The sequence below is a fragment of the Agrobacterium sp. K11 genome (assembly GCF_059429395.1).
This window is the reverse complement of record NZ_JCAHRB010000002.1, coordinates 499,745-523,147: the sequence shown is the minus strand read 5'-3', so window position 1 is coordinate 523,147 and position 23,403 is coordinate 499,745. Positions and strand designations below refer to the sequence as shown.

26 protein-coding genes are annotated in these 23,403 nt (G+C 58.4%); 16 read left to right on the top strand and 10 right to left on the bottom strand.

Annotation, left to right across the window (positions count from 1 at the left end):
- Positions 1–78 precede the first annotated feature (78 nt).
- From AC5SEO_RS04045 to AC5SEO_RS04035, 3 genes are read right to left on the bottom strand one after another with little or no spacing between them, the layout of a single operon-like run.
- Positions 79–954, bottom strand: a complete 876-nt coding sequence (locus AC5SEO_RS04045; protein WP_013761392.1) for a carbohydrate ABC transporter permease — start codon at positions 952–954, stop codon at positions 79–81.
- Complete coding sequence (locus AC5SEO_RS04040) at positions 947–1,900, bottom strand: carbohydrate ABC transporter permease (protein WP_003517854.1); 954 nt, start codon at positions 1,898–1,900, stop codon at positions 947–949. Before AC5SEO_RS04040 ends, AC5SEO_RS04045 begins: the two co-directional genes overlap by 8 nt.
- A gap of 6 nt (positions 1,901–1,906) precedes the next feature.
- On the bottom strand, positions 1,907–3,196 hold the full coding sequence (locus AC5SEO_RS04035; protein WP_013761393.1) for an ABC transporter substrate-binding protein: 1,290 nt from the start codon (positions 3,194–3,196) through the stop codon (positions 1,907–1,909).
- A 119-nt stretch (positions 3,197–3,315) separates the two neighbouring features.
- Here AC5SEO_RS04035 and AC5SEO_RS04030 point away from each other — a divergent pair, with 119 nt between their 5' ends.
- From AC5SEO_RS04030 to AC5SEO_RS03970, 13 genes are all read left to right on the top strand, one after another.
- On the top strand, positions 3,316–4,014 hold the full coding sequence (locus AC5SEO_RS04030) for a TetR/AcrR family transcriptional regulator (RefSeq protein ID WP_003517856.1): 699 nt from the start codon (positions 3,316–3,318) through the stop codon (positions 4,012–4,014).
- 245 nt (positions 4,015–4,259) lie between these two features.
- Positions 4,260–5,402 (top strand): Gfo/Idh/MocA family protein, encoded by a 1,143-nt coding sequence (locus AC5SEO_RS04025; protein WP_320187708.1) that lies wholly within the window; start codon positions 4,260–4,262, stop codon positions 5,400–5,402.
- A gap of 10 nt (positions 5,403–5,412) precedes the next feature.
- On the top strand, positions 5,413–6,576 hold the full coding sequence (locus AC5SEO_RS04020) for a dihydrodipicolinate synthase family protein (RefSeq protein WP_495363733.1): 1,164 nt from the start codon (positions 5,413–5,415) through the stop codon (positions 6,574–6,576).
- Between the two features lie 51 nt (positions 6,577–6,627).
- Positions 6,628–7,449, top strand: coding sequence for a sugar phosphate isomerase/epimerase family protein (locus AC5SEO_RS04015; RefSeq protein ID WP_111804090.1), 822 nt, complete (start codon positions 6,628–6,630; stop codon positions 7,447–7,449).
- 20 nt (positions 7,450–7,469) lie between these two features.
- A complete protein-coding gene (locus AC5SEO_RS04010; RefSeq protein ID WP_025595955.1) occupies positions 7,470–8,705 on the top strand; it encodes a Gfo/Idh/MocA family protein in 1,236 nt (411 codons plus the stop codon).
- 479 nt (positions 8,706–9,184) lie between these two features.
- Positions 9,185–9,394: a cold-shock protein gene (locus AC5SEO_RS04005; RefSeq protein WP_003517872.1), complete on the top strand. Its 210-nt coding sequence runs from the start codon at positions 9,185–9,187 to the stop codon at positions 9,392–9,394.
- Positions 9,395–9,503: 109 nt separating this feature from the next.
- The gene (locus AC5SEO_RS04000) at positions 9,504–9,794 is read left to right on the top strand and encodes a hypothetical protein (protein ID WP_003517874.1); all 291 of its coding nucleotides are present in this window, start codon (positions 9,504–9,506) and stop codon (positions 9,792–9,794) included.
- A gap of 27 nt (positions 9,795–9,821) precedes the next feature.
- Positions 9,822–10,058 (top strand): 30S ribosomal protein S21, encoded by a 237-nt coding sequence (gene rpsU / locus AC5SEO_RS03995; RefSeq protein ID WP_003517876.1) that lies wholly within the window; start codon positions 9,822–9,824, stop codon positions 10,056–10,058.
- 30 nt (positions 10,059–10,088) lie between these two features.
- Positions 10,089–10,304, top strand: a complete 216-nt coding sequence (locus AC5SEO_RS03990; RefSeq protein WP_003517878.1) for a hypothetical protein — start codon at positions 10,089–10,091, stop codon at positions 10,302–10,304.
- A gap of 147 nt (positions 10,305–10,451) precedes the next feature.
- The gene (locus AC5SEO_RS03985) at positions 10,452–10,736 is read left to right on the top strand and encodes a hypothetical protein (protein WP_003517879.1); all 285 of its coding nucleotides are present in this window, start codon (positions 10,452–10,454) and stop codon (positions 10,734–10,736) included.
- Between the two features lie 90 nt (positions 10,737–10,826).
- Positions 10,827–10,967, top strand: coding sequence for a hypothetical protein (locus AC5SEO_RS03980; protein WP_003517881.1), 141 nt, complete (start codon positions 10,827–10,829; stop codon positions 10,965–10,967).
- 637 nt (positions 10,968–11,604) lie between these two features.
- The gene (locus AC5SEO_RS03975; protein ID WP_013761399.1) at positions 11,605–11,898 is read left to right on the top strand and encodes a hypothetical protein; all 294 of its coding nucleotides are present in this window, start codon (positions 11,605–11,607) and stop codon (positions 11,896–11,898) included.
- Between the two features lie 13 nt (positions 11,899–11,911).
- Positions 11,912–12,223, top strand: coding sequence for a hypothetical protein (locus tag AC5SEO_RS03970; protein ID WP_003517885.1), 312 nt, complete (start codon positions 11,912–11,914; stop codon positions 12,221–12,223).
- A 268-nt stretch (positions 12,224–12,491) separates the two neighbouring features.
- Here the strand turns inward: AC5SEO_RS03970 and AC5SEO_RS03965 are convergent, their stop codons facing one another.
- Positions 12,492–13,589, bottom strand: a complete 1,098-nt coding sequence (locus AC5SEO_RS03965) for an acyltransferase family protein (RefSeq protein ID WP_495363732.1) — start codon at positions 13,587–13,589, stop codon at positions 12,492–12,494.
- A gap of 309 nt (positions 13,590–13,898) precedes the next feature.
- On the opposite strand from AC5SEO_RS03965, the gene AC5SEO_RS03960 reads away from it, so the two are divergent.
- Positions 13,899–14,135 (top strand): acyl carrier protein, encoded by a 237-nt coding sequence (locus tag AC5SEO_RS03960; protein WP_003517889.1) that lies wholly within the window; start codon positions 13,899–13,901, stop codon positions 14,133–14,135.
- 16 nt (positions 14,136–14,151) lie between these two features.
- Here AC5SEO_RS03960 and AC5SEO_RS03955 read toward each other — a convergent pair whose 3' ends face one another.
- From AC5SEO_RS03955 to AC5SEO_RS03940, 4 genes are all read right to left on the bottom strand, one after another.
- A complete protein-coding gene (locus AC5SEO_RS03955) occupies positions 14,152–16,110 on the bottom strand; it encodes a MacB family efflux pump subunit (RefSeq protein WP_495363731.1) in 1,959 nt (652 codons plus the stop codon).
- 3 nt (positions 16,111–16,113) lie between these two features.
- On the bottom strand, positions 16,114–17,337 hold the full coding sequence (locus AC5SEO_RS03950) for an efflux RND transporter periplasmic adaptor subunit (protein WP_495363730.1): 1,224 nt from the start codon (positions 17,335–17,337) through the stop codon (positions 16,114–16,116).
- Between the two features lie 22 nt (positions 17,338–17,359).
- A complete protein-coding gene (locus AC5SEO_RS03945) occupies positions 17,360–17,656 on the bottom strand; it encodes a hypothetical protein (protein ID WP_076846118.1) in 297 nt (98 codons plus the stop codon).
- 127 nt (positions 17,657–17,783) lie between these two features.
- The gene (locus AC5SEO_RS03940) at positions 17,784–18,452 is read right to left on the bottom strand and encodes a hypothetical protein (protein WP_495363729.1); all 669 of its coding nucleotides are present in this window, start codon (positions 18,450–18,452) and stop codon (positions 17,784–17,786) included.
- A gap of 203 nt (positions 18,453–18,655) precedes the next feature.
- On the opposite strand from AC5SEO_RS03940, the gene AC5SEO_RS03935 reads away from it, so the two are divergent.
- Positions 18,656–19,387, top strand: a complete 732-nt coding sequence (locus tag AC5SEO_RS03935; RefSeq protein ID WP_212509280.1) for a response regulator — start codon at positions 18,656–18,658, stop codon at positions 19,385–19,387.
- Complete coding sequence (locus AC5SEO_RS03930; RefSeq protein WP_080801106.1) at positions 19,384–20,646, top strand: ATP-binding protein; 1,263 nt, start codon at positions 19,384–19,386, stop codon at positions 20,644–20,646. The genes AC5SEO_RS03935 and AC5SEO_RS03930 overlap by 4 nt, the downstream gene beginning before the upstream one ends.
- 45 nt (positions 20,647–20,691) lie before the next feature.
- Here AC5SEO_RS03930 and AC5SEO_RS03925 read toward each other — a convergent pair whose 3' ends face one another.
- Complete coding sequence (locus AC5SEO_RS03925) at positions 20,692–21,786, bottom strand: glycoside hydrolase family 88/105 protein (RefSeq protein WP_495363728.1); 1,095 nt, start codon at positions 21,784–21,786, stop codon at positions 20,692–20,694.
- A complete protein-coding gene (pglA, locus tag AC5SEO_RS03920; RefSeq protein ID WP_495363727.1) occupies positions 21,773–23,344 on the bottom strand; it encodes a polygalacturonase PglA in 1,572 nt (523 codons plus the stop codon). Before pglA ends, AC5SEO_RS03925 begins: the two co-directional genes overlap by 14 nt.
- Between the last annotated feature and the right edge of the window lie 59 nt (positions 23,345–23,403).

The following is a 23,403-nucleotide window of genomic DNA, read 5'->3' as shown; positions in this document are numbered from 1 at the left end:
CCGACCGTCGCGCCGCAGACAAGGCAGCCGCGACGGTGTTGATGTTCTGCAATTCGTTTTCGGTCCCGTTTCGTCCGTTCAGCGTTTCATTCCGGTGGTAGCGATGCCTTCAATCAGCAGCCGCTGGAAGAACAGGAAGAACAGGAAGACCGGTACCAGCGACAGGTTGGACATGGCGAAAAGCGACGTCCAATCCGAGCTGCCGGTGGAATCCACGAAGGATCTGAGGCCGAGCTGCACGGTGTAGGTGTTGATGTCGTTCAGATAGATCAACGGACCGAAGAAATCGTCCCAGGTCCAGATGAAGGAAAAGATCGCGGCCGTTGCCAGAACCGGCAGAGAGAGGGGCAGCATGATCTTCCAGTAGATGCGGAAGGGCGAGCAACCGTCCATCACCGCTGCCTCATCCAGCTCACGCGGAATGCCCCGGAAGAACTGCACCATCAGGAAGATGAAGAAGGCGTCGGTTGCCAGATATTTCGGCACGATCAGCGGCAGCGACGTATTCACCCAGCCCATTTCCAGAAACAGGATATATTGCGGGATGAGCACCACGTGATAGGGCAGCATCAAGGTGCCAAGCATCAGCGCGAACCAGAAATTGCGCCCACCGAACCGCAGGCGGGCGAAAGCGAAGGCGGCAAGTGAGCAGCCAACGACGTTGCCGATGGTGGCGAGCACCGAGATGAAGAACGAGTTCCAGAAGAATTGCCCGAAACTGACCTGAAGCCCGGTCCAGCCGCGAATATAGCCGCCGAAATCAACCGACGAAGGAATGAGCGAGGAGGAACCGAACAGCTCGTCCTGCGGGCGGAACGAACCCGAAATCATCCACAGGATCGGATAAAGCATCGCAAAGGAGGCAAGGATCAGCGCCGCATGCAGCAAAACCGACATTAGCGGTGAGCGTTGCGGGCCTTGTCCCGGCCGGGGAGCGGTAACAGCGTCAGTCATCGTAATGCACCCAGTATTTCGCGCTGAGGAACGAGAAGGCCGTGAACAGCGCGATGATGATCACAAGAATCCAGGCAAGCGCCGAGGCATATCCCATGCGGAAGAAACCGAAGGCTTCCTGATAGAGATAGAGCGTGTAGAACAGCGTCGAGTTGATCGGCCCGCCCGTGCCTTCGGAAATGATGAAGGCGGGCGTGAAGGCCTTGAAGGCATCGATCGTCTGGATTACGGCGTTGAAGAAGATAACCGGCGTCAACAGCGGCAGCGTAATGCGGAAGAACTGCCGCATCTTGCTCGCGCCGTCGATATCGGCGGCCTCGTACATATCCTGCGGGATTTGCCGGAGCCCTGCGAGGAAGATGATCATTGGCGAGCCGAACTGCCAGACGGACAGGATCACCAGCGTGTAGAGCGAGTAGTCCGGATTGGAAATCCAACTCGGCCCCTCATAACCGAAAACCTGCCACAGGACCATGTTGACGAGGCCATCTGACGCGAAAAGCTGCCGCCAGAGAACAGCGATCGCCACGCTGGAACCGAGCAGCGACGGCAGATAGAAGATCGCCCGGTAAAGCGTGAGCCCCTTTATGCCGCGATTGAAGGCGAGCGCCACCAGCAGTGCAAAGATCAGCTTCAACGGCACCGAAAGCAGCACATAGGTAAAGGTGACCTGCATGGCGGCGGCGAATTTAGGGTCGGCAGTGGCGATGCGCACATAATTGGCCGCCCCCACCCAGTCCGGGGATTGAAGCAGGTCATAATTGGTGAAGGACAGATAAAGCGACACCAGCGCAGGCCCGAGGGTGAGACCGAAGAAACCGATCAGCCACGGCAGGAGAAACAGGTATGCGTGAACGTTGCGGTCCAAAAGCCGCTTCACGCCTGCCCGCTTCGGGAGAGCCGCGCCACGGCTCTCCTCCACGAGAGTTTCAGATCGAAAGGCCATCTGCCATCACTTCCGTTTAATGACGGTTTCGGATTCCTTGACGAGCCGGTCACCACCCTCAGCCGCCGAAATCTTGCCGAAGCCGATCTCTTCCGCTGTACGTTTCAGGACGAAGGCGAATTCGCCTGCACCCGGAGGGGGTGCCGGCGGCAGATCGCCAACGCCGGGGGTAATCTCGGCAATATATTCCACCATGCTCTTGCTGACGGCATCGAGCTTGGCGGTCAGCGCGTTACGCATCGATTCCGATGCCGGAACGCCGCGCTCCACACCCAGAACATCGACGCCCTGTGGTTCGGCAACGAGAAAGTTGATGAAACCGACCGCCTGCTCGATGCCGGCACTGCCATTGGCGACGCTGATGAGCATGGATGGTTTCAGGTAGTGACCGGAAGGGCCATCCTTCTTGCTTTTCGGATAGGAGGTCATCGCCAGCTTGGCTTTGTTGAGTGCCTGATAACCGACAAACTGGTTGGAATGGGCAAATGCCGTTGCCGCCTTGCCCGTCGTCAGCGCGTTGGTTTCAATATTCAACTGGTCGAGCGCCTGAATATCGGCCGGCACGCATGCACCGCTCTTGCGCAAATCCGCCCACATGGTGAACCATTTGGTCGCGTCGGTCGGATCAAAACCGATACCGCCATCCTGTGTGTAGAGTGATTTGCCGTTCTGACGCAGCCAGTTCTCGAAGCTCGGCTCGACGCCGCTGGCATCGGCCGTGGCGTAATAGCCGGGCTTGGGCTTGTTCTTGCTGAGCTTGGCGGCGTTTTCGGCAAACTCTTCCCAGGTCTGCCCGATCGCTGGCGGGGTCGCGCCGGATTTTTCCCAGGCCGCCTTGTCGAAGAACACAGCGCTGGAATTCACGCCAAGATTAACCCCGTAAAGCTTGCCGTCGACCCGACCGGAGTCGATGTTCATCTTGCCGAAATCTTCTATCTTCAGGCCCTTGCCGATATAGTCATCAAGGGGAGCAAGGGCGCCGCGCCGGCCATATTCGAAGATGTAGCGATAATCCATCTGGATCAGATCAGGCGCGTTGCGGCCTGCCACCTGCGTGGCAAGGCGCGGCCAGTAGTCGCTCCAGCCGGCAAATTCCCCGGCAATATCGAGATCCGGCTTGATTTGCTTATATGCGGCGATCGCCTTGTTGGTGCGATCCGCACGCTCCTGCGATCCCCACCACAACATACGCAGCCGCGCGGCCTGAGCCTGCGCCGAGCCACCTCCCAATGTTGCGAGTGAAAGGGCCGCAAGCCCTGCTGAAAGCACACTTCTCCTGTGAAGCATCACGGGCATTGGCAACTCCTCCCTAATTGACTGCCAAATTGATGATGGGGGTAAACGACTATTGCCGTTTTATAACTAATTGGTTACATGGGAACACCGATCGCCAACATTGTCAAGCGGGTGCTAAGATGGACGAAACGACGAAAAACCAGCTGCCCGATCCGGCCGTCGAGGAAACGCCTGCCCCCAAGCGCAAACGCGGGGCGGCACAGGTGCGAAACCCGGAGAGAACACGCGCCGCCATTCTTGAAGCCGCCCGCCGCGAGGTGGCCGCGAAGGGCTTGGCGGGCGCGAGAATCGATGTCGTGGCGCGGCGTGCCGGCACCAACAAGCGGATGATCTACCATTATTTTGGCGACAAGGACGCGCTTTATCTCGCCGTTCTGGAGGACGCCTATCGCCACATCCGCCACACCGAACGGCGGCTGGACCTGACCCGCAAGGCGCCTTCGGAAGGCTTGCGGGAACTTGCGCTTTTCACCTGGCATTATTTTCTGGATCACCCGGAATTTCTGAGCATTCTCGCAACAGAAAACCTCAATAAAGCCCGATATCTCAGGCAATCCGCTACGATTGCGGCGATGCATTCGAACTTCATTTCCGAGCTTGAGGACGTGCTGCGGCGCGGCCGCGACACTGGCGAATTCCGTGACGGTCTCGATCCGATCGACGTCTATCTGACGATCGCCTCGCTCGGCGCCTTTTATCTTTCGAACCGATTCACGCTGTCGACGATCTTCCAGCGCGACCTGACCGACCCCGCCGAACTTGAACGCTGGGGCCAGCATATCGTAGATACCCTGCTTGCTGCGGTGCGGCCGGTCTGAGCCGTAAAAACCGAATTTCCCTTTAACAACAGCGACGACGCGCCATTCGCATCCGCGAAGCGCGTCTTTTCCTTTTGCGGCGCGGCACAAACCCGTGATTTCTGCCGCCGCAAGTGCATGTGAATTTCCTGCCAAAAACACCTTGACAGATCGCATCCTTCACGATCACAAATAACCAAATGGTTACAAATTGCCATGTTTGACGGAAGCGGCTTTCGGGAAAAGGCCGCCTTGGGAGGAAATTCATGAAACGTATCGGCGTCATCATGCACGGCATCACCGGCCGCATGGGTTACAACCAGCACCTCGTGCGCTCCGTTCTCGCCATTCGCGATCAGGGCGGCGTGGTTTTGAAGAGCGGCGAAAAGGTCATGCTCGACCCCATTCTGGTCGGCCGAAACGGTGCGAAAATCGAGGAAATCGCTAAAAAGCACAATGTCGCGCGCTGGACGACCGACATCGACGCCGCCCTTGCGAACCCGGATGACACGCTTTTCTTCGACGCCGGCACGACGCAGATGCGTGGCAGCCTGCTCGAAAAAGCCATCAAGGCGGGCAAGAACGTCTATTGCGAAAAGCCGATTTCCGACAGCGTGGCAGAGGCGCTGGAAATTGCCAGACTGGCCGAAAGCGCCGGTATCAAACACGGCGTGGTGCAGGACAAGCTGTTCCTGCCCGGCCTTCGCAAGCTGGCGATGCTGCGTGACAGCGGCTTTTTCGGCAAGATCCTCTCGGTGCGCGGCGAGTTCGGCTATTGGGTTTTCGAAGGCGATTGGCAGCCGGCGCAGCGTCCTTCGTGGAATTACCGCCTGAAGGATGGCGGCGGTATCATCCTCGATATGCTGTGCCACTGGCGTTATGTGCTCGATAATCTATTCGGACCGGTGAAATCCGTAAGTTGCCTCGGCGCCACCCATATCCCCGAGCGTTTCGACGAACAGGGCCACGCCTATGCAGCGGATGCCGACGATGCCGCCTACGCCACCTTCGAGTTGGAAGGCGGCGCCATCGCCCATATCAACTCTTCCTGGGCGGTGCGTGTGCGCCGCGACGATCTCGTCACGTTTCAGGTTGATGGCACGCATGGTTCGGCCGTGGCGGGTCTCACCAAATGCTGGACCCAGCACCGCACCAATACGCCGAAACCGGTGTGGAACCCTGACCAGCCCCAGACCATCGATTTCTACAAGACCTGGCAGGAAGTGCCTGACAACGTCACTTATGACAACGGTTTCAAGGCGCAGTGGGAAATGTTCGTGCGTCACCTCGTCGACAACGACCCATGGCCCTATGGGCTGATGGAGGGCGTGAAGGGCGTGCAATTGGCCGAACTGGGGCTGAGATCATGGAAGGAACGCCGCTGGCTCGACGTTCCCGCACTTTCCTGAGGAGGCGACAGTGAGCGAACTCAAGCTTCCAAAGGACGACCGCAGCATCGAGGTCTACAGGCTATCAGGCGCGCCGGTCGCCATCGAGAAACGAAATGCGGCGGATTTCAATCGAGTCGCCTTCGCTGCCGCCCATGTGGTGGCCGATCCCCTCGCTGACAACGATCCATGGTTGACGCCCGCCATCGACTGGGACGCTACCCTGCGCTCCCGTCACCGCCTTTGGGACCTCGGCCTGGGTGTTGCGGAGGCCATGGATACGGCCCAGCGCGGCATGGGACTGGCGTGGCCGCAGGCGCAGGAACTGATCTCCCGTTCGCTGAAGGAAGCGGCCACCCGCAAGGACGCGCTGATCGCCTGCGGCGTCGGCACGGATCATCTTGACGGCGGCGTATATGACTTGAAGCAGATTATCGACTCCTACCTGGAACAGCTTGATTTTGTTCAGGGAGAAGGCGGGCGCGTGATCCTGATGGCAAGCCGGGCGCTCACCGCTGCCGCCCGCTCCCCGGACGATTATCTCGAGGCCTATGCCAGGGTTCTTTCCCGTGCCGAGAACAAGGTGGTTATCCACTGGCTGGGAGAAATGTTCGATCCTGCGCTTGAGGGCTACTGGGGTGCCCGCGACCATATGGCGGCGATGGACACCTGCCTTGCCATGATCGAGGAGAATGCAGACAAGATCGACGGCATCAAGATTTCGCTTCTATCCAAGGAAAAGGAAATCGTCATGCGCCGCCGCCTGCCCGCTGGTGTTCGCATGTATACCGGCGACGACTTCAATTATGCCGAACTGATCGCCGGTGACGAAAAAGGTCATTCGGACGCGTTGCTCGGCATTTTCGATGCCATTGCTCCGGCGGCATCCAAGGCGCTCGCCAGCCTGAAGCGCGGTGCGGATAATGAATTCTTCGACATTCTGGAGCCAACGGTGGCGCTTTCGCGCCATATCTTCAAGGCGCCGACCCGCTTTTACAAAACCGGCGTGGTGTTTCTCGCCTATCTCAACGGCTTGCAGGACCATTTCACCATGGTTGGCGGGCAGGAAAGCGCCCGCTCCACGCGGCATTTCGCCGAGCTTTTCCGGCTAGCGGACAAGGCCAATGTGCTTGCCGAACCGGATGTGGCGACGCATCGCATGAAGCAGTTTCTGGCTGTCAGAGGCATTGGTTAAGCGCGAGAGCGAAGGTGGCTGGAGGCCTTCGCAAAAGGGAGGAGTACCGTTATGGGCGTTGAGGGCCTTTCAATAAATTTTGCCACCGTGCGGCAGGGGAGTTCCTTCGGGGCAATCGTGGATGCATGCCTTGCGCATGGCATCACCACCATCTCTCCTTGGCGCGAGCAGGTTCACGCTGCAGGCCTTGCTGAAGCAGCACGCATTGTCGAGCAGAACGGCCTTCGTCTCAGCGGCCATTGCCGGGGCGGCTTTTTCCCCGCCCCCGATGCAGAAGGCCGCAGCCGCGCCATTGAGGACAATAAACGCGCCGTGGACGAAGCCGCCGCCATGAAGGCAGATTGCCTGGTGCTTGTCGTGGGCGGCCTGCCCGCCGGTTCTCGAGACTTGAAAGGTGCACGGCAGATGGTGGAGGACGGCATGGCCGAACTTCTTCCCTATGCGAGGGCAGCCGGCGTGCCGCTCGCCATTGAACCGTTGCACCCCTTTTATGCCGCCGACCGCGCCTGCTTCAACACTCTGAAACAGTCGCTCGACCTCTGCGACCGGCTGGGTGCCGGAACCGGTGTGGCCATCGACGTGTATCACGTCTGGTGGGACCCGGAGCTGGAGGAACAGGTGGCGCGCGCCGGGCGAAACGGGCAGATACTGGCACACCATATCTGCGACTGGCTGGTGCCGACCACCGATCCGCTCAACGATCGCGGCATGATGGGCGATGGCGTGATTGACCTGAAGGCATTTCGCGCCATGATCGAGGCCGCCGGCTTTTCCGGTCCGCAGGAAGTCGAGATTTTTTCGCATCGTTGGCAGGCACGCCCGGTGGACGAGGTTCTGTCCACCGTCGTCGAGCGTTTTAAAACCGTTTGTTGATTGGGTTCGGGAGTAAGGAAATGCCTGAAAGGGTGAAACGCAAACGTTATGCACTGGTCGGCACCGGCAATCGTGGCACCACCATGTGGGGGCGCGAACTTCTGGCCGGGTGGAGCGACTATGTCGAACTGGTCGGCATTTGCGACCTGAACCTGATGCGCGCAGAACGGGCCCGCGCCATGATGGGGTCGGCGGCTCCGCTTTACGACGACTTCGACCGGATGATGGCCGAGCAACGCCCGGAACTGGTAATCGTCTGCACGCCCGACGATACTCACGACGACATCATTATCCGCGCGCTCGAGGGCGGTGCCGATGTCATCAGCGAAAAACCCATGACCACCACCCCGGAAAAGATTGACCGCATCCGCGCGGCGGAGGCCAAAAGCGGCCGCCGTGTCGACGTTTCCTTCAATTATCGCTTTTCACCGACGGCGGCACGCATCAAGGAGCTGATCGACGACGGCGCGATCGGCACCGTTACCTCGGTAGATTTCCACTGGTATCTCGATAACCAGCACGGTGCGGATTATTTCCGCCGCTGGCACGCTTTCACCGAACATTCAGGCAGCCTGTTCGTCCACAAGGCCACACACCACTTCGATCTTCTGAACTGGTATCTCGATTCCGACCCGGTGGAAGTGAAGGGCTTTGGGCAATTGCTGCATTATGGCAAGAACGGACCGTTCCGCGGAACGCGCTGTCGTACCTGTCCGCACAAGGACGAGTGCGATTATTTCATGGATCTCGGGGCCGACCCGTTCCTGGACGCGCTTTACGAGGACCCGTCGACTGTGGATGGCTATATGCGTGACGCCTGCGTCTTTCGCGAGGAGATCGACATCCCCGACACGATGAGTGCCTCGATTCGCTATGCGAACGGCGTGCAGGTCTCCTATTCGCTCAATACCTATATGCCGATCGAGGGACACCACATCGCGTTTAACGGCCATAAAGGACGCATCGAGATGCGCCAATATGAAAAGCAGCCGTGGACTGAGCCCCCAGCCGACGAAATCCTGCTGGTAAAAAGTTTCGGTGGCGGTGTCGAGCGTATCTGGGTGCCGCATGAGCCGGGCGGCCATTATGGCGGCGACAATCGCATGCGCGACATGATCTTCAAGCCCGGTTCGAACGACCGGCTGCGGCAGCGGGCGGGTTCGCGCGCCGGCGCCATGTCCGTGCTCTGCGGCGTAGCCGCATTGAAAAGCGCCCGAGAGGGTGGTGCAGCGGCGGTGAAATCCCTGCCCATCTAGATATTTTCGGCCTGCGGTGCTTTCAACGTCGGTCCGCAGGCCGCAATTGCCAAAAAAGAACGGATAACATTCTGCAGATTACGCGCTTCCTCCATACCGGTAAAACGACGATCGGGGGAAGAAAGAGTTAATCATGTCCAGTTTCGAATCCTTCATTCCGCTCATCATCATCGGCACCAGCCTGATCCTTTTTTTCAAATGGGTGGGGCGTGATATGAACAGGGAAGAGAAAAAACCGAAATCGCGCCGCTGACGCAGGAAGAGACATCGGAACCGACAAGTGCAATCGCCAGATGGCGCATTTTTCCGCATCGGCCCATTGCAAAATCAAAAATTGAGGCTATATTCGGCAAATCGACAATTGCTTGTGACGTCGCTCCTGGGACTCTACGTTCCCGTCGGATTTCCTCTCAAATAATCGATCTAATTCCGCAAGGTATCGCGGAAACCAACAACGATTACTACGAAAGGAAATCGTTATGAACACTGGTACTGTAAAGTGGTTCAACGCCACCAAGGGCTTCGGCTTCATTCAGCCTGACAACGGCGGCACGGACGTTTTCGTTCACATTTCGGCTGTTGAGCGCGCAGGTCTGCGTTCGCTGAACGACGGCCAGAAGATCACCTACGACATCGTGCAGGACCGCAAGTCCGGCAAGAGCTCCGCTGACAACCTTCGCGCAGCTTGATTTGTCATCGGCCCCGCTGGCTACGCATGTACCAGCAGTGGCGCTGAGTGATTGTGAGAGGTCGGGTTAAATCCCGGCCTTTTGTTTTTTTGGCCATGGGGAGGCTCTCATGCGCAAAAATCCTTATCGTTCCGGCGATGCTATCTTTCTGAAGGCGGGCGTACTTGGGGCCAACCAGCCCAAAGGTCCAGGCCGGGTCGTAACGGCTCTGCCAGAGACACAACAAGGTGCGGTTCGCTACAGGGTGCGTTTCCAGCACGAGAACTTCGAACGTAATATAGCGCTCGATGAAATCGATGTGGCTGCGTCTTCATCGCGGCCCGTGGAAATCGAAGGCTCGTCTTCGCGCGTTGCGGGATCGAGCTGGATCAATTCGAATACGATCAGAATCAAAAAATAGCAGCGATGGCTGCGTTAAGGAGATAAGTTGCAGGTACTCGTCAGGGATAACAATGTAGAGCAAGCCCTCCGCGTCTTGAAAAAGAGGATGCAGCGCGAGGGTATCTTCCGTGAGATGCGCGCACGGGAATCTTACGAAAAGCCGTCGGAAAAGCGTATCCGCGAAGAAGCCGAAGCTGTACGCCGCCACCGCAAGATGGCGAAGAAAAAATTGCAGCGCGAGGGATTGCTTCCTGCTCCCAAAAAGGTTGCCCGCGCTCGATAACTGTCAATTCGCTCCGCAAAGGAGAATGCCATGACCGCGACTAAAGAGGCTGTTTTCAAACCCGGAAAGCTGTCCTCGCAGGACAAGGCATCCATAACGGACAAGGCGGCGAAACAGATCATAACCGCCGAATCCGACCAGCGCGCCAAGAAGACGGAACGGCTTCGCCAACTTCGCGAAGCTCAGGAGGCGGCAATCGCCGCCCCTCCACCCACCCGCACCAAAAAGTCATCCGGCAAGAAATAACCCGGTTGCACTTTTTGACGTCGTCTTTCCGAAAAACTTCTTGAACCTGATACGCAACAGGCGCACGCTTCGCCTGTCAGCAATCCGCTGAAGAGTGCTGGTGTTTGAGGGCAGAGTGTCCTCGCCCCCAAACGAAAGGAGGACGAGATGTCTTCCGACTTTTATTCATCAAGCCTTTCACGGAACCTCGTCCGCACTGGCGGTTTGGGTTACCGGGAAAACGCATCGCTTCGCCTGCTTCTCAGTGCCGCCGAAGAAACAGCAATGCGCCTGGATCAGGATCGCGGCGCATCCTCCGGCTTTGCGGCGTTTCCTGATTTTGGCCTCCAGCCCGACATGGTGCGGAGAACCTTCTACGCAGGGCGTATCCGCCTCTCCAAACCGACCCTTCCCTTCGGGAAACTTCCGCTTAACGGACTGCCTTTCCCCTGACGATGAAACCGCCCCGCAGCCTGCCTGCGGCGCGCGATCATGCCCCGGACCACACAATATCCAATATCTGTTCAATACCAGGAGGACACCATGGCCAAGGGTCAAGTACGCAGCAACAAAGAAGTCCGCAAACCGAAGAAGGACAAGACGAAGGCTCCGGCTGCGGCACCAGCTGCCGGCACGCAGGTCAAGTTCGCAAACTCCACAACTGCGGATGGCAAGAAGAAGTAGGATTGTTCCGGACAGCCCGCTCATAACAGCGCGACGCACCGGCACGAATTGCCAAACCGCGACCCGATTCGCTAAGGGTCGCGACAAATAAAACATGTAATGGAAATGCGGACTTGTTTTGGCCACATTGCTCTTCTAGAAAGTTCATACAGCAACTGCTGGTGAGCGCAAAATATGTCGTTCGCAGTTGTTTCCGTCGCTTTAGACTTTTGACCACGGATGTACTGGCACTGGTGTTAATGGCGATATGAGGAAGGTCGGTGCAATATTGCCCCGGCCTTTTTTGTTGTCTGCTCTGGTGAGATAAAGAATGTAGCCGCGCCGGTCACATACGCGTCAAGGGCTATGGAATTAGCTTGCCTATTGCGCGCAAAGAGCGCATCCTTCCCCATCGGTACTTAAAGGGCGTTACCGCCGTCAGGCATCCTTGCCGTCTCAAGCCCATTTGCACATGCCTCCGGTCTACAGCGCCCCGTGCGGAATTTCCCAGGGCGCGTTGAGGCACATGCTCCCGAAAACCGGCAACGGTCATCGACCGCACCGGCGTATCGTTTCAAAGCGTTGGAGCGTCCCGTGCAGCCTTTTAAGGGCGCGCGCGAGGCTTCGGCTTTCTGAACCAGTAAGAAAAGAGGCCATCATGTCTTCTGCGCCCCGTAACTGCCTGATCTCCTCTCAAGATCTCGAAATGCTCCAATTGGTCCTCGAGAGCATCGGTTTTAATCACCTTTCCGACGATGATGACAAAAAGCTCCATAACAGAGCCGCCCGCAAGGTTATTGAATTATATCAGGATGGTTTGACCGATCCGGCAGACCTCACCGACGAAATGCGTTTCCTGTTCGGCGTGCAGAAACACGACCGCATCAAGCCGTGGAAGCCGCTCCCCCGATATGCAATCCAGGGCCTGCCACTGCTTTACCACCGCCATTGAGGGGAGAGAGCAGATGCGCGAATATATCATGGTCAGCACCGGCCTGTGGCTGGGGCTATTTCTGACCTGGTACCTCGTCACCATGTACGATACGGCGGATAGCGTCTTTACGGCGAACACCGTTCCGTCACTACCGCTGCTGCTGACATCGGCCGAATGCGAGACCCAGTTCGGCATTCTTTTTTCGATGACCGAAAAGCTTTTGAAGGCAGGCGGGCCGATAGTCCCCGACGACTTGCGAAAGAACATAGAGCATTGCATTTCTTCCGATGAGGCAAGCCGCCTGAAACTCAAAGACAATCAACTTATCCGGCTTTTCCCCTGAAGCGCCTCCCGAAGCGGACGGTGTTCGCCAAAATCACTGGTAACAATAATGACTTGGCAAATGAGATATATCAGGAGAAACTGATTTAGTCGGACATCAGTCCGAGAGTTTGCGTCTGCGTGGAGGGTGAGTATGACGTATGACTGGAGCGGCCGCAGAATGCGCCGCATGCGTGCCGCGAAACTGACGATCATCAGTCTCGTCGCGGCCTTTGTTATCACGGCTCCAATCTTCGCGCATTACTGAAGCCCGCAGCGACAAGACGCGATCACACCGGTTGCCCGACCCCTGCCCGCTTTCTCAGGCGACCTTTGAGCCATGTCTGCACTGGCTGATCAAAATTGACCGTCAGGTACCATGACAGACACGTCGTCCCTATCAGGAAAGCGACACCGACCGGCAAAGCGATGTTTTCCCTATCAACGGCAGGCACCAGAAAATCCGTCCAGGCCAGCAGCGGAATATGCAGCACATAGACGGCGTAGGAAGCTGTGCCGAGAAACGTCGACAAGATTCCCACCCTGCGACCCGGCACTATCCTGCTGGCTACGAACAATACCGTCGGCCAGACGAGCAGAACCACCGCGAGATCAAAGAAGGGCCGAAGCTCACGCGAAATTGGCACGGCGAGGATGACGCAGACCAGCATAAGACAGAGGGCCGCCTGGATGGGCTTCAGCTCGGTTATGCGATTGCGGAAGCGGTAAACCAGCACGCCTGCGAAAAACGAGAAAAACACCCTTCCCATGCCGGCATACATTTCGTGCCATCGAAACCCCGCATGCAACTTCCCAAACTCAGCAGCCGCCACGACAAGGACGCAGGCGCTGACAGCCAGCACCACGATTGTCTGTTTCGTAGTCGCCCGCACACCCCACCGGCCATAAACCGCATTCACCACCAGCTCGTTGAAAAGCGACCATGCCGGGCTCACCAGAAACAATGCGCCGTTCAATGTAAGCGTGAAGGGTGCCGGAACGAAAAGAAGCCCGGTCAACAACGCTATCGCCAGCTCACCGGGATTGATGTGGCGATGAAGATCATCGATCGGCGTCGGCAGGCCCAACAGGTAGAGGCAGATGAAATAGGACGCCATCAACGCCAGCCCCAGCCCATACAATGGATAAAGTCGCGCAAGGCGCGCCTTCATGAAGAAGCCCGGCGTAATCGCCCCTTCGCGCAGTTTCATGCTGTAGGCATGCGCCAGCACAAAACCGCTCAAGGCGAAGAACAAATCGACGGCGAGATAGCTCGAAGCGTCGTCTCTCCCAAAAAACTGTTCGGCATGGCGATGTACGATGAAGAGCGCAGCTACGCCCCTTATGCCATCGAGCAATATGAAGCGTTCCGGGGAAGACTGGACCATGGGCGTTGATGCTCGACAGGACTGGATTATAATTACTTCACGAAAACGAGGTTTACAGCGCAGCGGTTCATCGCATCCAGTCAAAAACTGTTCAACGTCAAACATACCCCGAATTCTTATGGGCAATTCCCCATGAGCCACGCTCTTTCGCAGCCGTCAAAGGCATGCTACGTCCGAATGTCATCGATGCTTTGACCTTCTGACTCTGTGTACCACGCCTCGCAAAAGCCGGTTTCGATTTTAGCAAGTGTCCTGGGCGCAAATTCAAACGGGTTGTTCGGCGGCAAACAACTTTCGCGGAGTCCCACCATGTCCACCATCGCCGACCGTATTAAAAAAATCATCGTTGACCAGCTTGGCGCAGATCCCGGCACGGTTGTCGATGACGCCAATTTTGTCGACGATCTCGGTGCCGATTCCCTCGAAGTGGTTCAGGTTGTCATGGAAATCGAGGAAGAATTCGGAGTGGAAATCCCCGATTCGGCCGCAAGCACAATCCTGACCGTTGGCGACGCCATCCGCTTCATCGAAAAAAACAAGGCTTGACCGGCAGCGGCGGATATCAACCCGCCGACAGGGCCGCAACAGGATCGAGGTTCGATGCGTTGCGGGCCGGCAGATAGCCGAAAACGACACCTATCAGTGTCGAGCAGACGAAGGCAGCAATGATCGACACCGTGGAATAGACCATGGCGAAATTGCTGCTGAAGGCGGAGAAAAGCGCCCCGAAGCCGAAGCTGTCCAAAATTCCCAGCGTTCCGCCGATGATGCAGACGAGCACTGCCTCGATCAGGAACTGGCGCAGTATATCACTGCGCCGTGCGCCGACTGCCATGCGCACGCCGATTTCCGATACACGTTCGGAAACGGAAACGAGCATGATGTTCATCACCCCGATGCCGCCGACCAGAAGCGAAATCACCGCGATCGCTGCAACCAGCAGTGTCATGGTCTGCGTTGTACTGGTGATGGTCTGGCGAATATCGTCAGTGTTGAGAATGTAGAAATCCCGCGTTCCATGCCGCTGGGTGAGAAGAACCGTCAACGCCTGTTCGGCAATTGCGGCGTCAATATCGTCACTCACCTGCACCGTGATGCTGCGCAGCGACAGGCTGCCGAGAAAGCGTGACTGGACGGCAGTATAGGGAAGATAAAGTGAAAGGTTCTGGCTTGAACCGAAACCGCCCTGCTGCGCCTGCGTGATGCCGACGATGCGGGCCGGCACCTTGCCGATGAGGATGACCTGACCGATGGGGCTGCCGTCGAAATCCGCAAACAACGATTTGCGGGTGTTCTCATCAATCACCACCTCCTGGGCTTTCTGCGCGACGCTTGCGGCATCGAAAAAGCGCCCTTGTGACAGCTTCGTGCCCTTGGCGACGAAATACCGCTCGCTGACACCATTCACAAGCGCATTCGCCTCCTTCGCGCCGAAACGCACCGTACTTGAGGTCGAGACCGTGGGCGTCACAGCCGCGACATAGGATTGTTTGGCAAGTGCCTCGGCATCGGAGACGATCAGCGTGGTGATCTTGCCCGACCTTATGTCGCCAAAATCCTTGCCCGCGAAGATTTCCAGCGTGTTGGTGCCGAGGCTTGATATATTCTGCAGCACGCGCTGCTGTGACCCCTGCCCCAGCGCCACGACGCTGATGACCGAGGCGATGCCGATGATGATACCGAGCATGGTGAGAAAGCTGCGCAGCTTGTGCGCCTGCATCGACAGGAGCGCCATGCGCAATGCCTCCCGCAGCGAGGATACGAAACCAGCGAGACTGGAGGCCCCGCCGGAAACCATAGAGGGTTTGGCGTCATCCTTCCGAACCGGCGCGGCATCCGCCCTGCGGTCGGAAATGATGGCGCCGTCGCTGATTTCGATGATCCGTTCGGCACGTCGTGCAATTGACATATCGTGCGTGACGATAATGACAGTGCGCCCTTCGGCATGCAGCTCGTCGAGGATGCGCAACACCTCGTCGCCGCTCGCGCTGTCGAGCGCACCGGTCGGCTCGTCGGCAAGAATGATTTCGGCATCGTTCATAAGGGCGCGCGCGATGGAAACGCGTTGCTGCTGGCCGCCGGAAAGCTGGCCCGGACGATGATCGAGGCGGTCCGCCATGCCAAGGCGACCGAGCAACCTGGCGGCATCGCTCCTGCGATCGCTTTGTGACTTTCCGGCGTAGATCGCCGGAATTTCGACATTGCCGAGCGCTGTCAGTTCGACAAGCAGATGGTAACGCTGGAAAATAAAACCGAGGTTTTCTCGCCGCAATTGCGAAAGCTGGTCTGCATCGAGATTGCCCGTCTCCCGCCCCCTGATGCTGTAGCTCCCTGAGGTCGGCCGGTCGAGGCAACCGAGAATATTCATCAGCGTCGACTTGCCCGATCCGGAAGCGCCGACGATCGCCACCATCTCGCCGGCCTCGATGATGAGGTCGATATTCTTGAGTACGGTAATCGTACCTTCACCGGACGGATAATCCCGCCGCACGGATTTAAGGCAAATCAGAGGATCAGCCATTGTTCAAAAACCCATCGGCGGGCCACCAGGCCCCGGCACGGCGTTTTTGGTGGTGTCGATGGAAAGTTCGCCGGTCACCACGCGCTCGTTCTCGGCAAGGCCGGAACGCACTTCCGCCGTTACCTTGTCGTTCAGACCGATCTGGACCCTGCGTTCGGAAATTCTGCCATCGGTGTCTAGCACACGCACGGCATAGTCATCGTTGGCGCCCTTGCTACCAAGGGCCGCCGCCGGAACGGTTAGCACGTCCTTGGCTTCACCAAGGACGATATGGACCTCCGCCGTCATATAGGTGCGCAACTTGCCGTCCGGGTTCGGCACTTCGAACACGCCATTATAATAGATCGCCTCCGACGACGAGGTGCTGGAAGAGGACGATGTGGTCGAGGAAGACGTCGAGGAGCTGAAGCTGGAGTCGCTGCGCACTGATTCAGGCGCCGGTTCAATGGACGTAAGCGTCGCGTCGTAACGCTGTTGCGGCTCACCCAGCACCGTGAAGTAAACTGGCAAACTGGCTTTTACGCGCGTCACATCTGCTTCGGAGATTTCCGTGCGCACCGTCATCCGGTCGAGCTGGCCTAGGATCACGATTGTCGGCGCGGACTGCGTGGCGTTGACAGTCTGCCCTTCCTGACTGACGATAGACAGAACAGTGCCTTCGATGGGCGCGGTGATCCTCGTATAGCCGAGATTGGCCTTTGCCGTTTCGACAGCGACCTGTGCCTCCTCGATCTGGGCGTCGATCGCTTCGATCTGCGCCTGGGTGACTGCGAGCGCTGCAGTGGCGCTTTCGAAATCCGCACGGGAGGCGGCATTTTTCGACACCATTTCCTGTTGGCGGACGAGGCTCTGGCGGTTGAGAACAAGTGTCGCCTGCTTTTCCACCCGCTGCGCCTTCACGTTGGCAAGCGCTGCCAGCGCCGTGCGCAGGCTGTTATTCTGGGTAACGGAATCGATCTCGGCAATGAGATCGCCCGCCTTGACCGTATCTCCAAGTGCGACCTTGACGGCGGTGATGCGACCGGAGGCCTGCGCGCCGACGGCCACCAGACGAACGGGTTTGAGCGTTCCAGTCGCCAGAACAGTCTGCTCGATATCACCGCGCTTCACAGACGAGGTGATATAACCGGGCGTTGCGGCCCGCGTATATTGTGACGAAAACCAGTAGCCACCCAGGGCGAGCGCGACAACCGTCAGCGCCACACCTGCTTTGCGAGCCATTTTCATCGTCCTGTCCTGTCCGGCCGGTCTACTCAAAAGAAGAAACCGACCTCATGTCGTGTTTCACAAGGATGAAGCCGTTGTCTGCTTCGATCCATTCATAGGCGGCAACAGACTTTCTGGCGGATGCCTTGCGGCAGGCGCCGTGACGACGCTTGCCGTGAGCATTTTCGCGCCGTTCCTTGGCACAGACGGGTTGGTGCCACTGTTCTTCCTGCCGGGATTTCGCCGCCGGATCTCGCATCGGCCTGTCACCGGCCGCAGCGACCGACCAGACGAAGCTCAAACCAAAAACCGTCGCCAGCACCAGGTAGAAATATCTCATCATCATCTTCTCGCTTTAAAAATCACGCGGGGGATCGCAGGCGAGCGATCCCCCGGCTTCAGCCGTTTCCGGCTGATTTCCTCCTTTGCTGGGGGGCTATTAAAGGAGGAAACTTTGAAGAGTGGCGTCAGCCCCGCTCTGCCTGAGGCAGCGGCGGCATCCTGTCGCCATGCGGAGGCTCGATACGACCGTCTCGTACACGGCCATCATGCGGGACGACGGGAGGCGGAGGCGGCATCAATGCGCGTTCGAGTTCAGCAAGCTTCTGCACCTGCTGCGGCGAAAGTTTCGGTTTCAGCGTAGCCGCTGCGTCCTGAAGTGCTTTAGCCTGTTCTGCCTTTTTCATTGTGATGCCGGCCAGTTCCTCACCGGCAAGACGCGGCTCTAGCCCCGTCGCACCCGGTCCCTTCGGCGGCAATGGCTTGAGTTCCGAAGTGGGCAAAACAAGATCGATCAGCGCAGTGGCATAGGCGCGCCACGGACCAAGCTGTTCAGGTGTGACGCCGAGATAGATTTCCGCTGCCGAAAGTTTCGTCGCCAACCCCAATATATCCGGGCCCAATATATCCGGCCCCATCTTATCCGGGCGGAGCATCTCAGGTCCGGCCATCTTGCGGCCATGCGGCAGCCTTTGCTCCGGAGCACTATTCGAGCCGAAGTCAGGACTGGCCAGCGGCGGCACGGCCTGTTCCGATGCCTGCGGCACTGGTTCACCCTGCTCCGCAGCCCGGGAGGTGGCCGAAGCGCCAAGAACAGTTGTCACGACGACGGCGGTGGCGATTAGAGCGTTTCTCATCTTACCTTCCTTTTCGTTTTCCAACCTGAGAAGACGATAGGAGCTAAGCGTTTCCGGCTTTGGTCCGAATGTTTCGGGTCTTGTTCCACGCACGGCCTATTTGTAACCGAATGTTGCCAGAGCGGCCGCAGCAAGCTTTCGTTGCAAAAATCCGCCGTTTCTTTGCGCCGCTTATGTATAGTGGCATCAAAAGGTTGGACGATATGGCGACAGTTTCGGTGACACATATTTTGATCGTGGATGACGATCCGGAGATACGCACATTGCTCGCGAAATATCTCGGCTCGCAGGGGTTTCGCGTTTCGATGGCAGCCGACAGGCGTGAGTTCGAAGAACAGTTCGCCTGCTCCGATCCGGATCTCATCGTGCTCGACGTGATGCTACCGGATGGTTCCGGCCTCGATATCTGCCGCGATCTCCAAGGCCGCCGGCCGCGCACGCCCGTCATTCTCCTGACAGCGCTCAAGGAGGATGTCGACCGGATCGTTGGGCTGGAAATTGGCGCCGACGACTATCTTGGCAAACCCTTCAATCCGCGAGAACTGACGGCGCGGATCAAGGCCGTGCTGCGCCGCGCAGTACCTCAGGAAGTATCACGCGGCTCATCCACCGCTTATGGTTTTGCGGACTTCACCGCCGATCCGGAACAGCGCTCCGTCATCCACGCCAGCGGTGAGAGGATCGAACTGACGGGGGCGGAGTTCGATCTGCTGAAAGTCTTCCTCGACAGGCCCGGCCGGCTTCTTTCCCGCGATCAGCTGCTCGATCTTACGCAGGGCAAGGACCGGGGACCGTTCGACCGCTCCGTCGACGTGTTGATGAGCCGGTTGCGCAAGAAGCTCGAAACCGATGCCCGGGCTCCGATCTTCAAGACCGTTCGCAATGGCGGTTACCAGATGACGGTTCAGGTCAGAACCCTGCCGGTGCATCGATGAGCTCGCTCAGAAACCGTATCGCCGCACTATTGATCGTCTCCATCATCGCGGTCATCGCGCTTGCAACTGTGGTGGCCGATCAGACATTGCAGCCGCCGCCGCCAGATGCCACCATCGAGCCCGTTGCCCGCAGCCTTGCCTTTGCCGTGACCATGGCCGAACGCGATCCCTCGCTACAACAACCCGGCTATTTCCGCATCGAACAGAAGCCGCCTGAAGGTGATCTCGACGGAATGCTTTCGGAGTTTCTAGAAAAGGCCCTTGCACAGGTTGGCGAGCCGCGCACCGCAATTGTGATCCGCGCGCCGGGGAGTAATGCCCCGGTGGCGGCTATAGCGCTGGAAAAAAGCGGATGGCTGGTCGCGGAGATTCCGCATATGGGTCCTCCCCCGGGCGGCTGGAAGATTTTCGGCATGTGGATCGGGCTGATCATTCTTGGCAGTGCTGCTGTTTCCATCTTCGCCGCCAGAAAGATCACCCGCCCCCTCGACATGCTGGAAAACGCTGCTGCAAGCATCGGACCCGATGGTTCGCTACCCCATTTGTCGGAAACAGGTCCGGGTGAAATCCGCGCCACGGCGCGGGCCTTGAACGAACTCGCCCGCCGCCTGAAGGCGGCAATGGAAAGCCGAATGCGCCTCGTTGCAGCCGCTGGCCATGACTTGAGAACCCCAATGACCCGCATGCGCCTGCGTGCAGAATTCATCGAAAACGACGAAGAGCGGGGCAAATGGCTGGCGGATCTCGAGGAACTGAACGCCATCGCGGATAGCGCCATTCTGCTTGTGCGCGAGGAAGTGAGCCAGGATACCGTCAAGATGATCGATATCGGCAGGCTTCTAGGCGAAATCGTCAGCGAACTTTCTGATCTCGGTTACGCTGATGCCCTCGACTTTATGAAACCGGAAGCCGCCATGATCATCAAGGCCGCTCCACTTGCGCTTAAAAGAGCCTTGCGCAACCTCATCCTCAATGCCGTCACCCATGGCAAAACGGCACGGATCGATCTAACCGAGGACGAGAGCCATGTCGTCGTTACAATCCGTGATGAAGGCCCTGGCATTCCGCAGGAACTGATCGGCCGGGTTTTCGAGCCCTTCTTTCGGGTCGATCTCGGGCGGCGAAAGTCGATCCCTGGTGTGGGGTTGGGTCTTGCCATCGCCAGGGAAATCATCGAGCGCTTCGGTGGCACGATCACCATCGCGAACCACAAGAAACAGGGCCTGATCCAGACGGTGATCTTGGCAAAAGTGGCATGATCTCATGCCACAAAATACCCTATGCCCGTTAAGATGACCGCGCCGTCATGCCAAAAGCAGGCTTTCGGCATAGGCCATCATCAGCGGCCCGACGCCTTTGGCGTCATCGGATACAACCGGCTCGGTCAGATAGTAATCCGGAGACCCATCGCGATAATTGCCCTCGAAGCCGCCGAGGCCCGCGACATGCACGATGCCGGTGAGACGGACGATACCCTTTTCGTCCACCTTGAGCTGTCTCTCAAGCAGGGCCTCAAGCGCGGACCGGCCCGCCGAAAGAGCCGCATTTGCCTCCTCGCCCTGCAAAAGCCCCAGCCGCGCAGCCCGCAGTAAGGCATAGGCGAACATCGCCGAAGCGGAGGTTTCCTCGTAGTTTCCGGCAAGATCCGGTTTGTCCAGCACCTGCATCCAGAGACCGGTTTTAGTCTGCCGGGCAACAATACCGGCCAGAAGCAGGCCCGCGCGTTCCCGAAGTCCGATCGTTGCGCCATCAGCCGGCAACATCACCAACGCATCGACCAGCGCCATGGCGAGCCAGCCGACGGCGCGGGCCCATACGGCCGGGGATTGGCCGCTCACGGGATCGGCCCAGCGCTGGTTGCGGCTTTCGTCATAACCATGGACATAGAGCCCACCGGCATCCGCCGTCAGCGTGAGTGCGGTCGAGAATTGCTGTAGCGCATCGTCGATCAGTTCGGCGTCACCAGTCGCCTGCGCATATTCGATCTGGAAAGGAAGTCCCATATAAAGGCCATCCAGCCAGACCTGATGCGGATAACGCTTCTTGTGCCAGTAATTACCGGAGCCCGTACGCGGATGGCTGCGGAGTTGGCCCGCAAGATGTTCCGCCGCAGCGAGATAACGCGGATCGCCCGTTTCCGCTGCCAGAGGAAACAGAATGCGACCGGCAAGGATGTGATCGATATTGTATTCCTGCGGATCGTAACCGGCGAGCACTCCGTCTGCCGCTATCTGGGTGTCAGCCAGACGATGCAGATGTTCGTTCCAGCGCCGGTCGCCGGTCGCTTCGAACAGGTGCTGCAAACCTCGATAGACACAGCCATCCTCATAACACCAGCTCCCGCCCTTGTAGTGCCTATAGCGGCTGGAGAATTGATCAAAATAATCAGTGGCTTTCATGTGTTTTCTCGATTGAAATCTGTGAATGGGAAATGCCAGAGGCGCTCAGCAGCGCAGGATCGTCGCAAATGATTTCAGCCTGTTCGAAAACGATCCCCTCATGCAGCATGGGGCGCACCCAATCGGCCATGATCGGCGGTGTGGCCACGGCTGCAGGATCATGCGAGACGATGGTGAGATTGCGAATGGCGATATTGCGGATTGGGGCCTCCGCTAAACCGAGAAATACGCCGGCGGCATGTGCCAGATGGCGGATTTCCACATCTTCGACAGTAATTCCGTCGATAAACGGGGTCCCGTCGTCGACAGGTGCAGGGTCTCGCGACTGCACCCAGCCGTCATGCCCATCGGCATCGCAATGGTAATGGGCATTGGCGGAAAGCGCGGTATGCACGCCATCCAGCAACACGCGGCGCATGGTGATATTGCTGACTGAACCGCCACGGCCCCGCCGCGTCTTGAGACGCAGGCCGCGATCCGTGCCAACCATGTCGCAGTCCTCTACCGTTACGTCATGCACGCCACCCGACATTTCCGAGCCGATCACCAGCCCGCCATGGCCGCGCTCCATCAGGCAATGGCGCACGCTGACGCCGCGTGTTTCCGCCAGATGGTCGTCCTCGCCGTTCGGCCCGCGTTTGCCTGCCTTCACAGCAATGCAATCGTCGCCCACTGAAAAGCGCACGCCTGATATTGTCACGTTGCGGCAGCTTTCCGGGTTGAAACCATCGGTATTGGGGCTGTTATGCGGAGCGCTGATTGTGAGACCCGCCGCTTTCAGGGTCTCGCACCCCTGTGGATGGACCGTCCAAGACGGTGCATTGCGAATGGTGAAACCGAAAAGCCCGACATTGCGGCAGGAGACGAGATGCAGGCCGCGCGGTCGGCGCGCGCCGTCACGGGTTTCTTTCGGCCAGCTCCACCAGTCGCCTCTGTCGCCGGAACCATCGAGAACGCCTGTGCCTTCGATCACGAGATTATCTGCGCCGATGGCATGGACCGGCGCAGCGAAACAGGCATCCGGTAGCCCTTCCCAACTGCCGAGCATGCGGCCCGTCTCATCGCGGGCAGGCAGGATCGGCCAGCCATTGCGGGTGGAGGGTGCGCGCAGCACGGCCCCTTCCGCAAGATGAAACGTCATGTCGCTTTTCAACCGCACGGGAAACGCTGTCCAGAGGCCGGCAGCAAATCGCAACGTGCCGCCCGCAGGCACGGCGGCAACTGCCTCTTCCAGAGCGCGGGCGTTGGCGCGTGCGCCGGCTTCGTCGTCAAGCGCAATATCCGGCGTCAGCGAAAATGCCGTCGCCTCGACAAGCCCCGCGCAGGGCGCTGTCCTGAACTCCAGGCTTGCGAACCCATCCGCTTCGAACACATACCGTGTATCCGGACGCAGATCATGCAGCAGCGTCACCACGGTGGCGGTTTTTCCGGCTCGTAAATCACCATCTTGCGAAGTCAGCCGCCATGCCGTCTGCGGCAGCCGATATCGCGCACCGGGTACGGCGAGGCAAAGCGCCGCCGTTCGCGCCGAAAGCGCGATGATAGAGGGTTCGTTCATGCTCGTTTCTCGTTGTTCGTGCATGCCCCGCCAAAACAATCGGCGGGAATGCCCATGTC

What these genes read in the sequence shown, in the direction of transcription:
- AC5SEO_RS04005 (WP_003517872.1), top strand. Translation starts at nt 9,185, where the DNA reads ATGAACACTGGTACTGTAAAGTGGTTCAACGCCACCAAGGGCTTCGGC.
- AC5SEO_RS04015 (WP_111804090.1), top strand. Translation starts at nt 6,628, where the DNA reads ATGGGCGTTGAGGGCCTTTCAATAAATTTTGCCACCGTGCGGCAGGGG.
- AC5SEO_RS03965 (WP_495363732.1), bottom strand. Translation starts at nt 13,589, where the DNA reads ATGGTCCAGTCTTCCCCGGAACGCTTCATATTGCTCGATGGCATAAGG.
- AC5SEO_RS03980 (WP_003517881.1), top strand. Translation starts at nt 10,827, where the DNA reads ATGGCCAAGGGTCAAGTACGCAGCAACAAAGAAGTCCGCAAACCGAAG.
- AC5SEO_RS03945 (WP_076846118.1), bottom strand. Translation starts at nt 17,656, where the DNA reads ATGAGATATTTCTACCTGGTGCTGGCGACGGTTTTTGGTTTGAGCTTC.
- AC5SEO_RS04035 (WP_013761393.1), bottom strand. Translation starts at nt 3,196, where the DNA reads ATGCCCGTGATGCTTCACAGGAGAAGTGTGCTTTCAGCAGGGCTTGCG.
- AC5SEO_RS03990 (WP_003517878.1), top strand. Translation starts at nt 10,089, where the DNA reads ATGACCGCGACTAAAGAGGCTGTTTTCAAACCCGGAAAGCTGTCCTCG.
- AC5SEO_RS03955 (WP_495363731.1), bottom strand. Translation starts at nt 16,110, where the DNA reads ATGGCTGATCCTCTGATTTGCCTTAAATCCGTGCGGCGGGATTATCCG.
- AC5SEO_RS03960 (WP_003517889.1), top strand. Translation starts at nt 13,899, where the DNA reads ATGTCCACCATCGCCGACCGTATTAAAAAAATCATCGTTGACCAGCTT.
- AC5SEO_RS03985 (WP_003517879.1), top strand. Translation starts at nt 10,452, where the DNA reads ATGTCTTCCGACTTTTATTCATCAAGCCTTTCACGGAACCTCGTCCGC.
- AC5SEO_RS03930 (WP_080801106.1), top strand. Translation starts at nt 19,384, where the DNA reads ATGAGCTCGCTCAGAAACCGTATCGCCGCACTATTGATCGTCTCCATC.
- AC5SEO_RS04030 (WP_003517856.1), top strand. Translation starts at nt 3,316, where the DNA reads ATGGACGAAACGACGAAAAACCAGCTGCCCGATCCGGCCGTCGAGGAA.
- AC5SEO_RS03975 (WP_013761399.1), top strand. Translation starts at nt 11,605, where the DNA reads ATGTCTTCTGCGCCCCGTAACTGCCTGATCTCCTCTCAAGATCTCGAA.
- AC5SEO_RS03940 (WP_495363729.1), bottom strand. Translation starts at nt 18,452, where the DNA reads ATGAGAAACGCTCTAATCGCCACCGCCGTCGTCGTGACAACTGTTCTT.
- AC5SEO_RS04040 (WP_003517854.1), bottom strand. Translation starts at nt 1,900, where the DNA reads ATGGCCTTTCGATCTGAAACTCTCGTGGAGGAGAGCCGTGGCGCGGCT.
- AC5SEO_RS03935 (WP_212509280.1), top strand. Translation starts at nt 18,656, where the DNA reads ATGGCGACAGTTTCGGTGACACATATTTTGATCGTGGATGACGATCCG.
- AC5SEO_RS04010 (WP_025595955.1), top strand. Translation starts at nt 7,470, where the DNA reads ATGCCTGAAAGGGTGAAACGCAAACGTTATGCACTGGTCGGCACCGGC.
- AC5SEO_RS03925 (WP_495363728.1), bottom strand. Translation starts at nt 21,786, where the DNA reads ATGAAAGCCACTGATTATTTTGATCAATTCTCCAGCCGCTATAGGCAC.
- AC5SEO_RS03950 (WP_495363730.1), bottom strand. Translation starts at nt 17,337, where the DNA reads ATGAAAATGGCTCGCAAAGCAGGTGTGGCGCTGACGGTTGTCGCGCTC.
- AC5SEO_RS03970 (WP_003517885.1), top strand. Translation starts at nt 11,912, where the DNA reads ATGCGCGAATATATCATGGTCAGCACCGGCCTGTGGCTGGGGCTATTT.
- AC5SEO_RS04000 (WP_003517874.1), top strand. Translation starts at nt 9,504, where the DNA reads ATGCGCAAAAATCCTTATCGTTCCGGCGATGCTATCTTTCTGAAGGCG.
- AC5SEO_RS04045 (WP_013761392.1), bottom strand. Translation starts at nt 954, where the DNA reads ATGACTGACGCTGTTACCGCTCCCCGGCCGGGACAAGGCCCGCAACGC.
- pglA (WP_495363727.1), bottom strand. Translation starts at nt 23,344, where the DNA reads ATGAACGAACCCTCTATCATCGCGCTTTCGGCGCGAACGGCGGCGCTT.
- AC5SEO_RS04025 (WP_320187708.1), top strand. Translation starts at nt 4,260, where the DNA reads ATGAAACGTATCGGCGTCATCATGCACGGCATCACCGGCCGCATGGGT.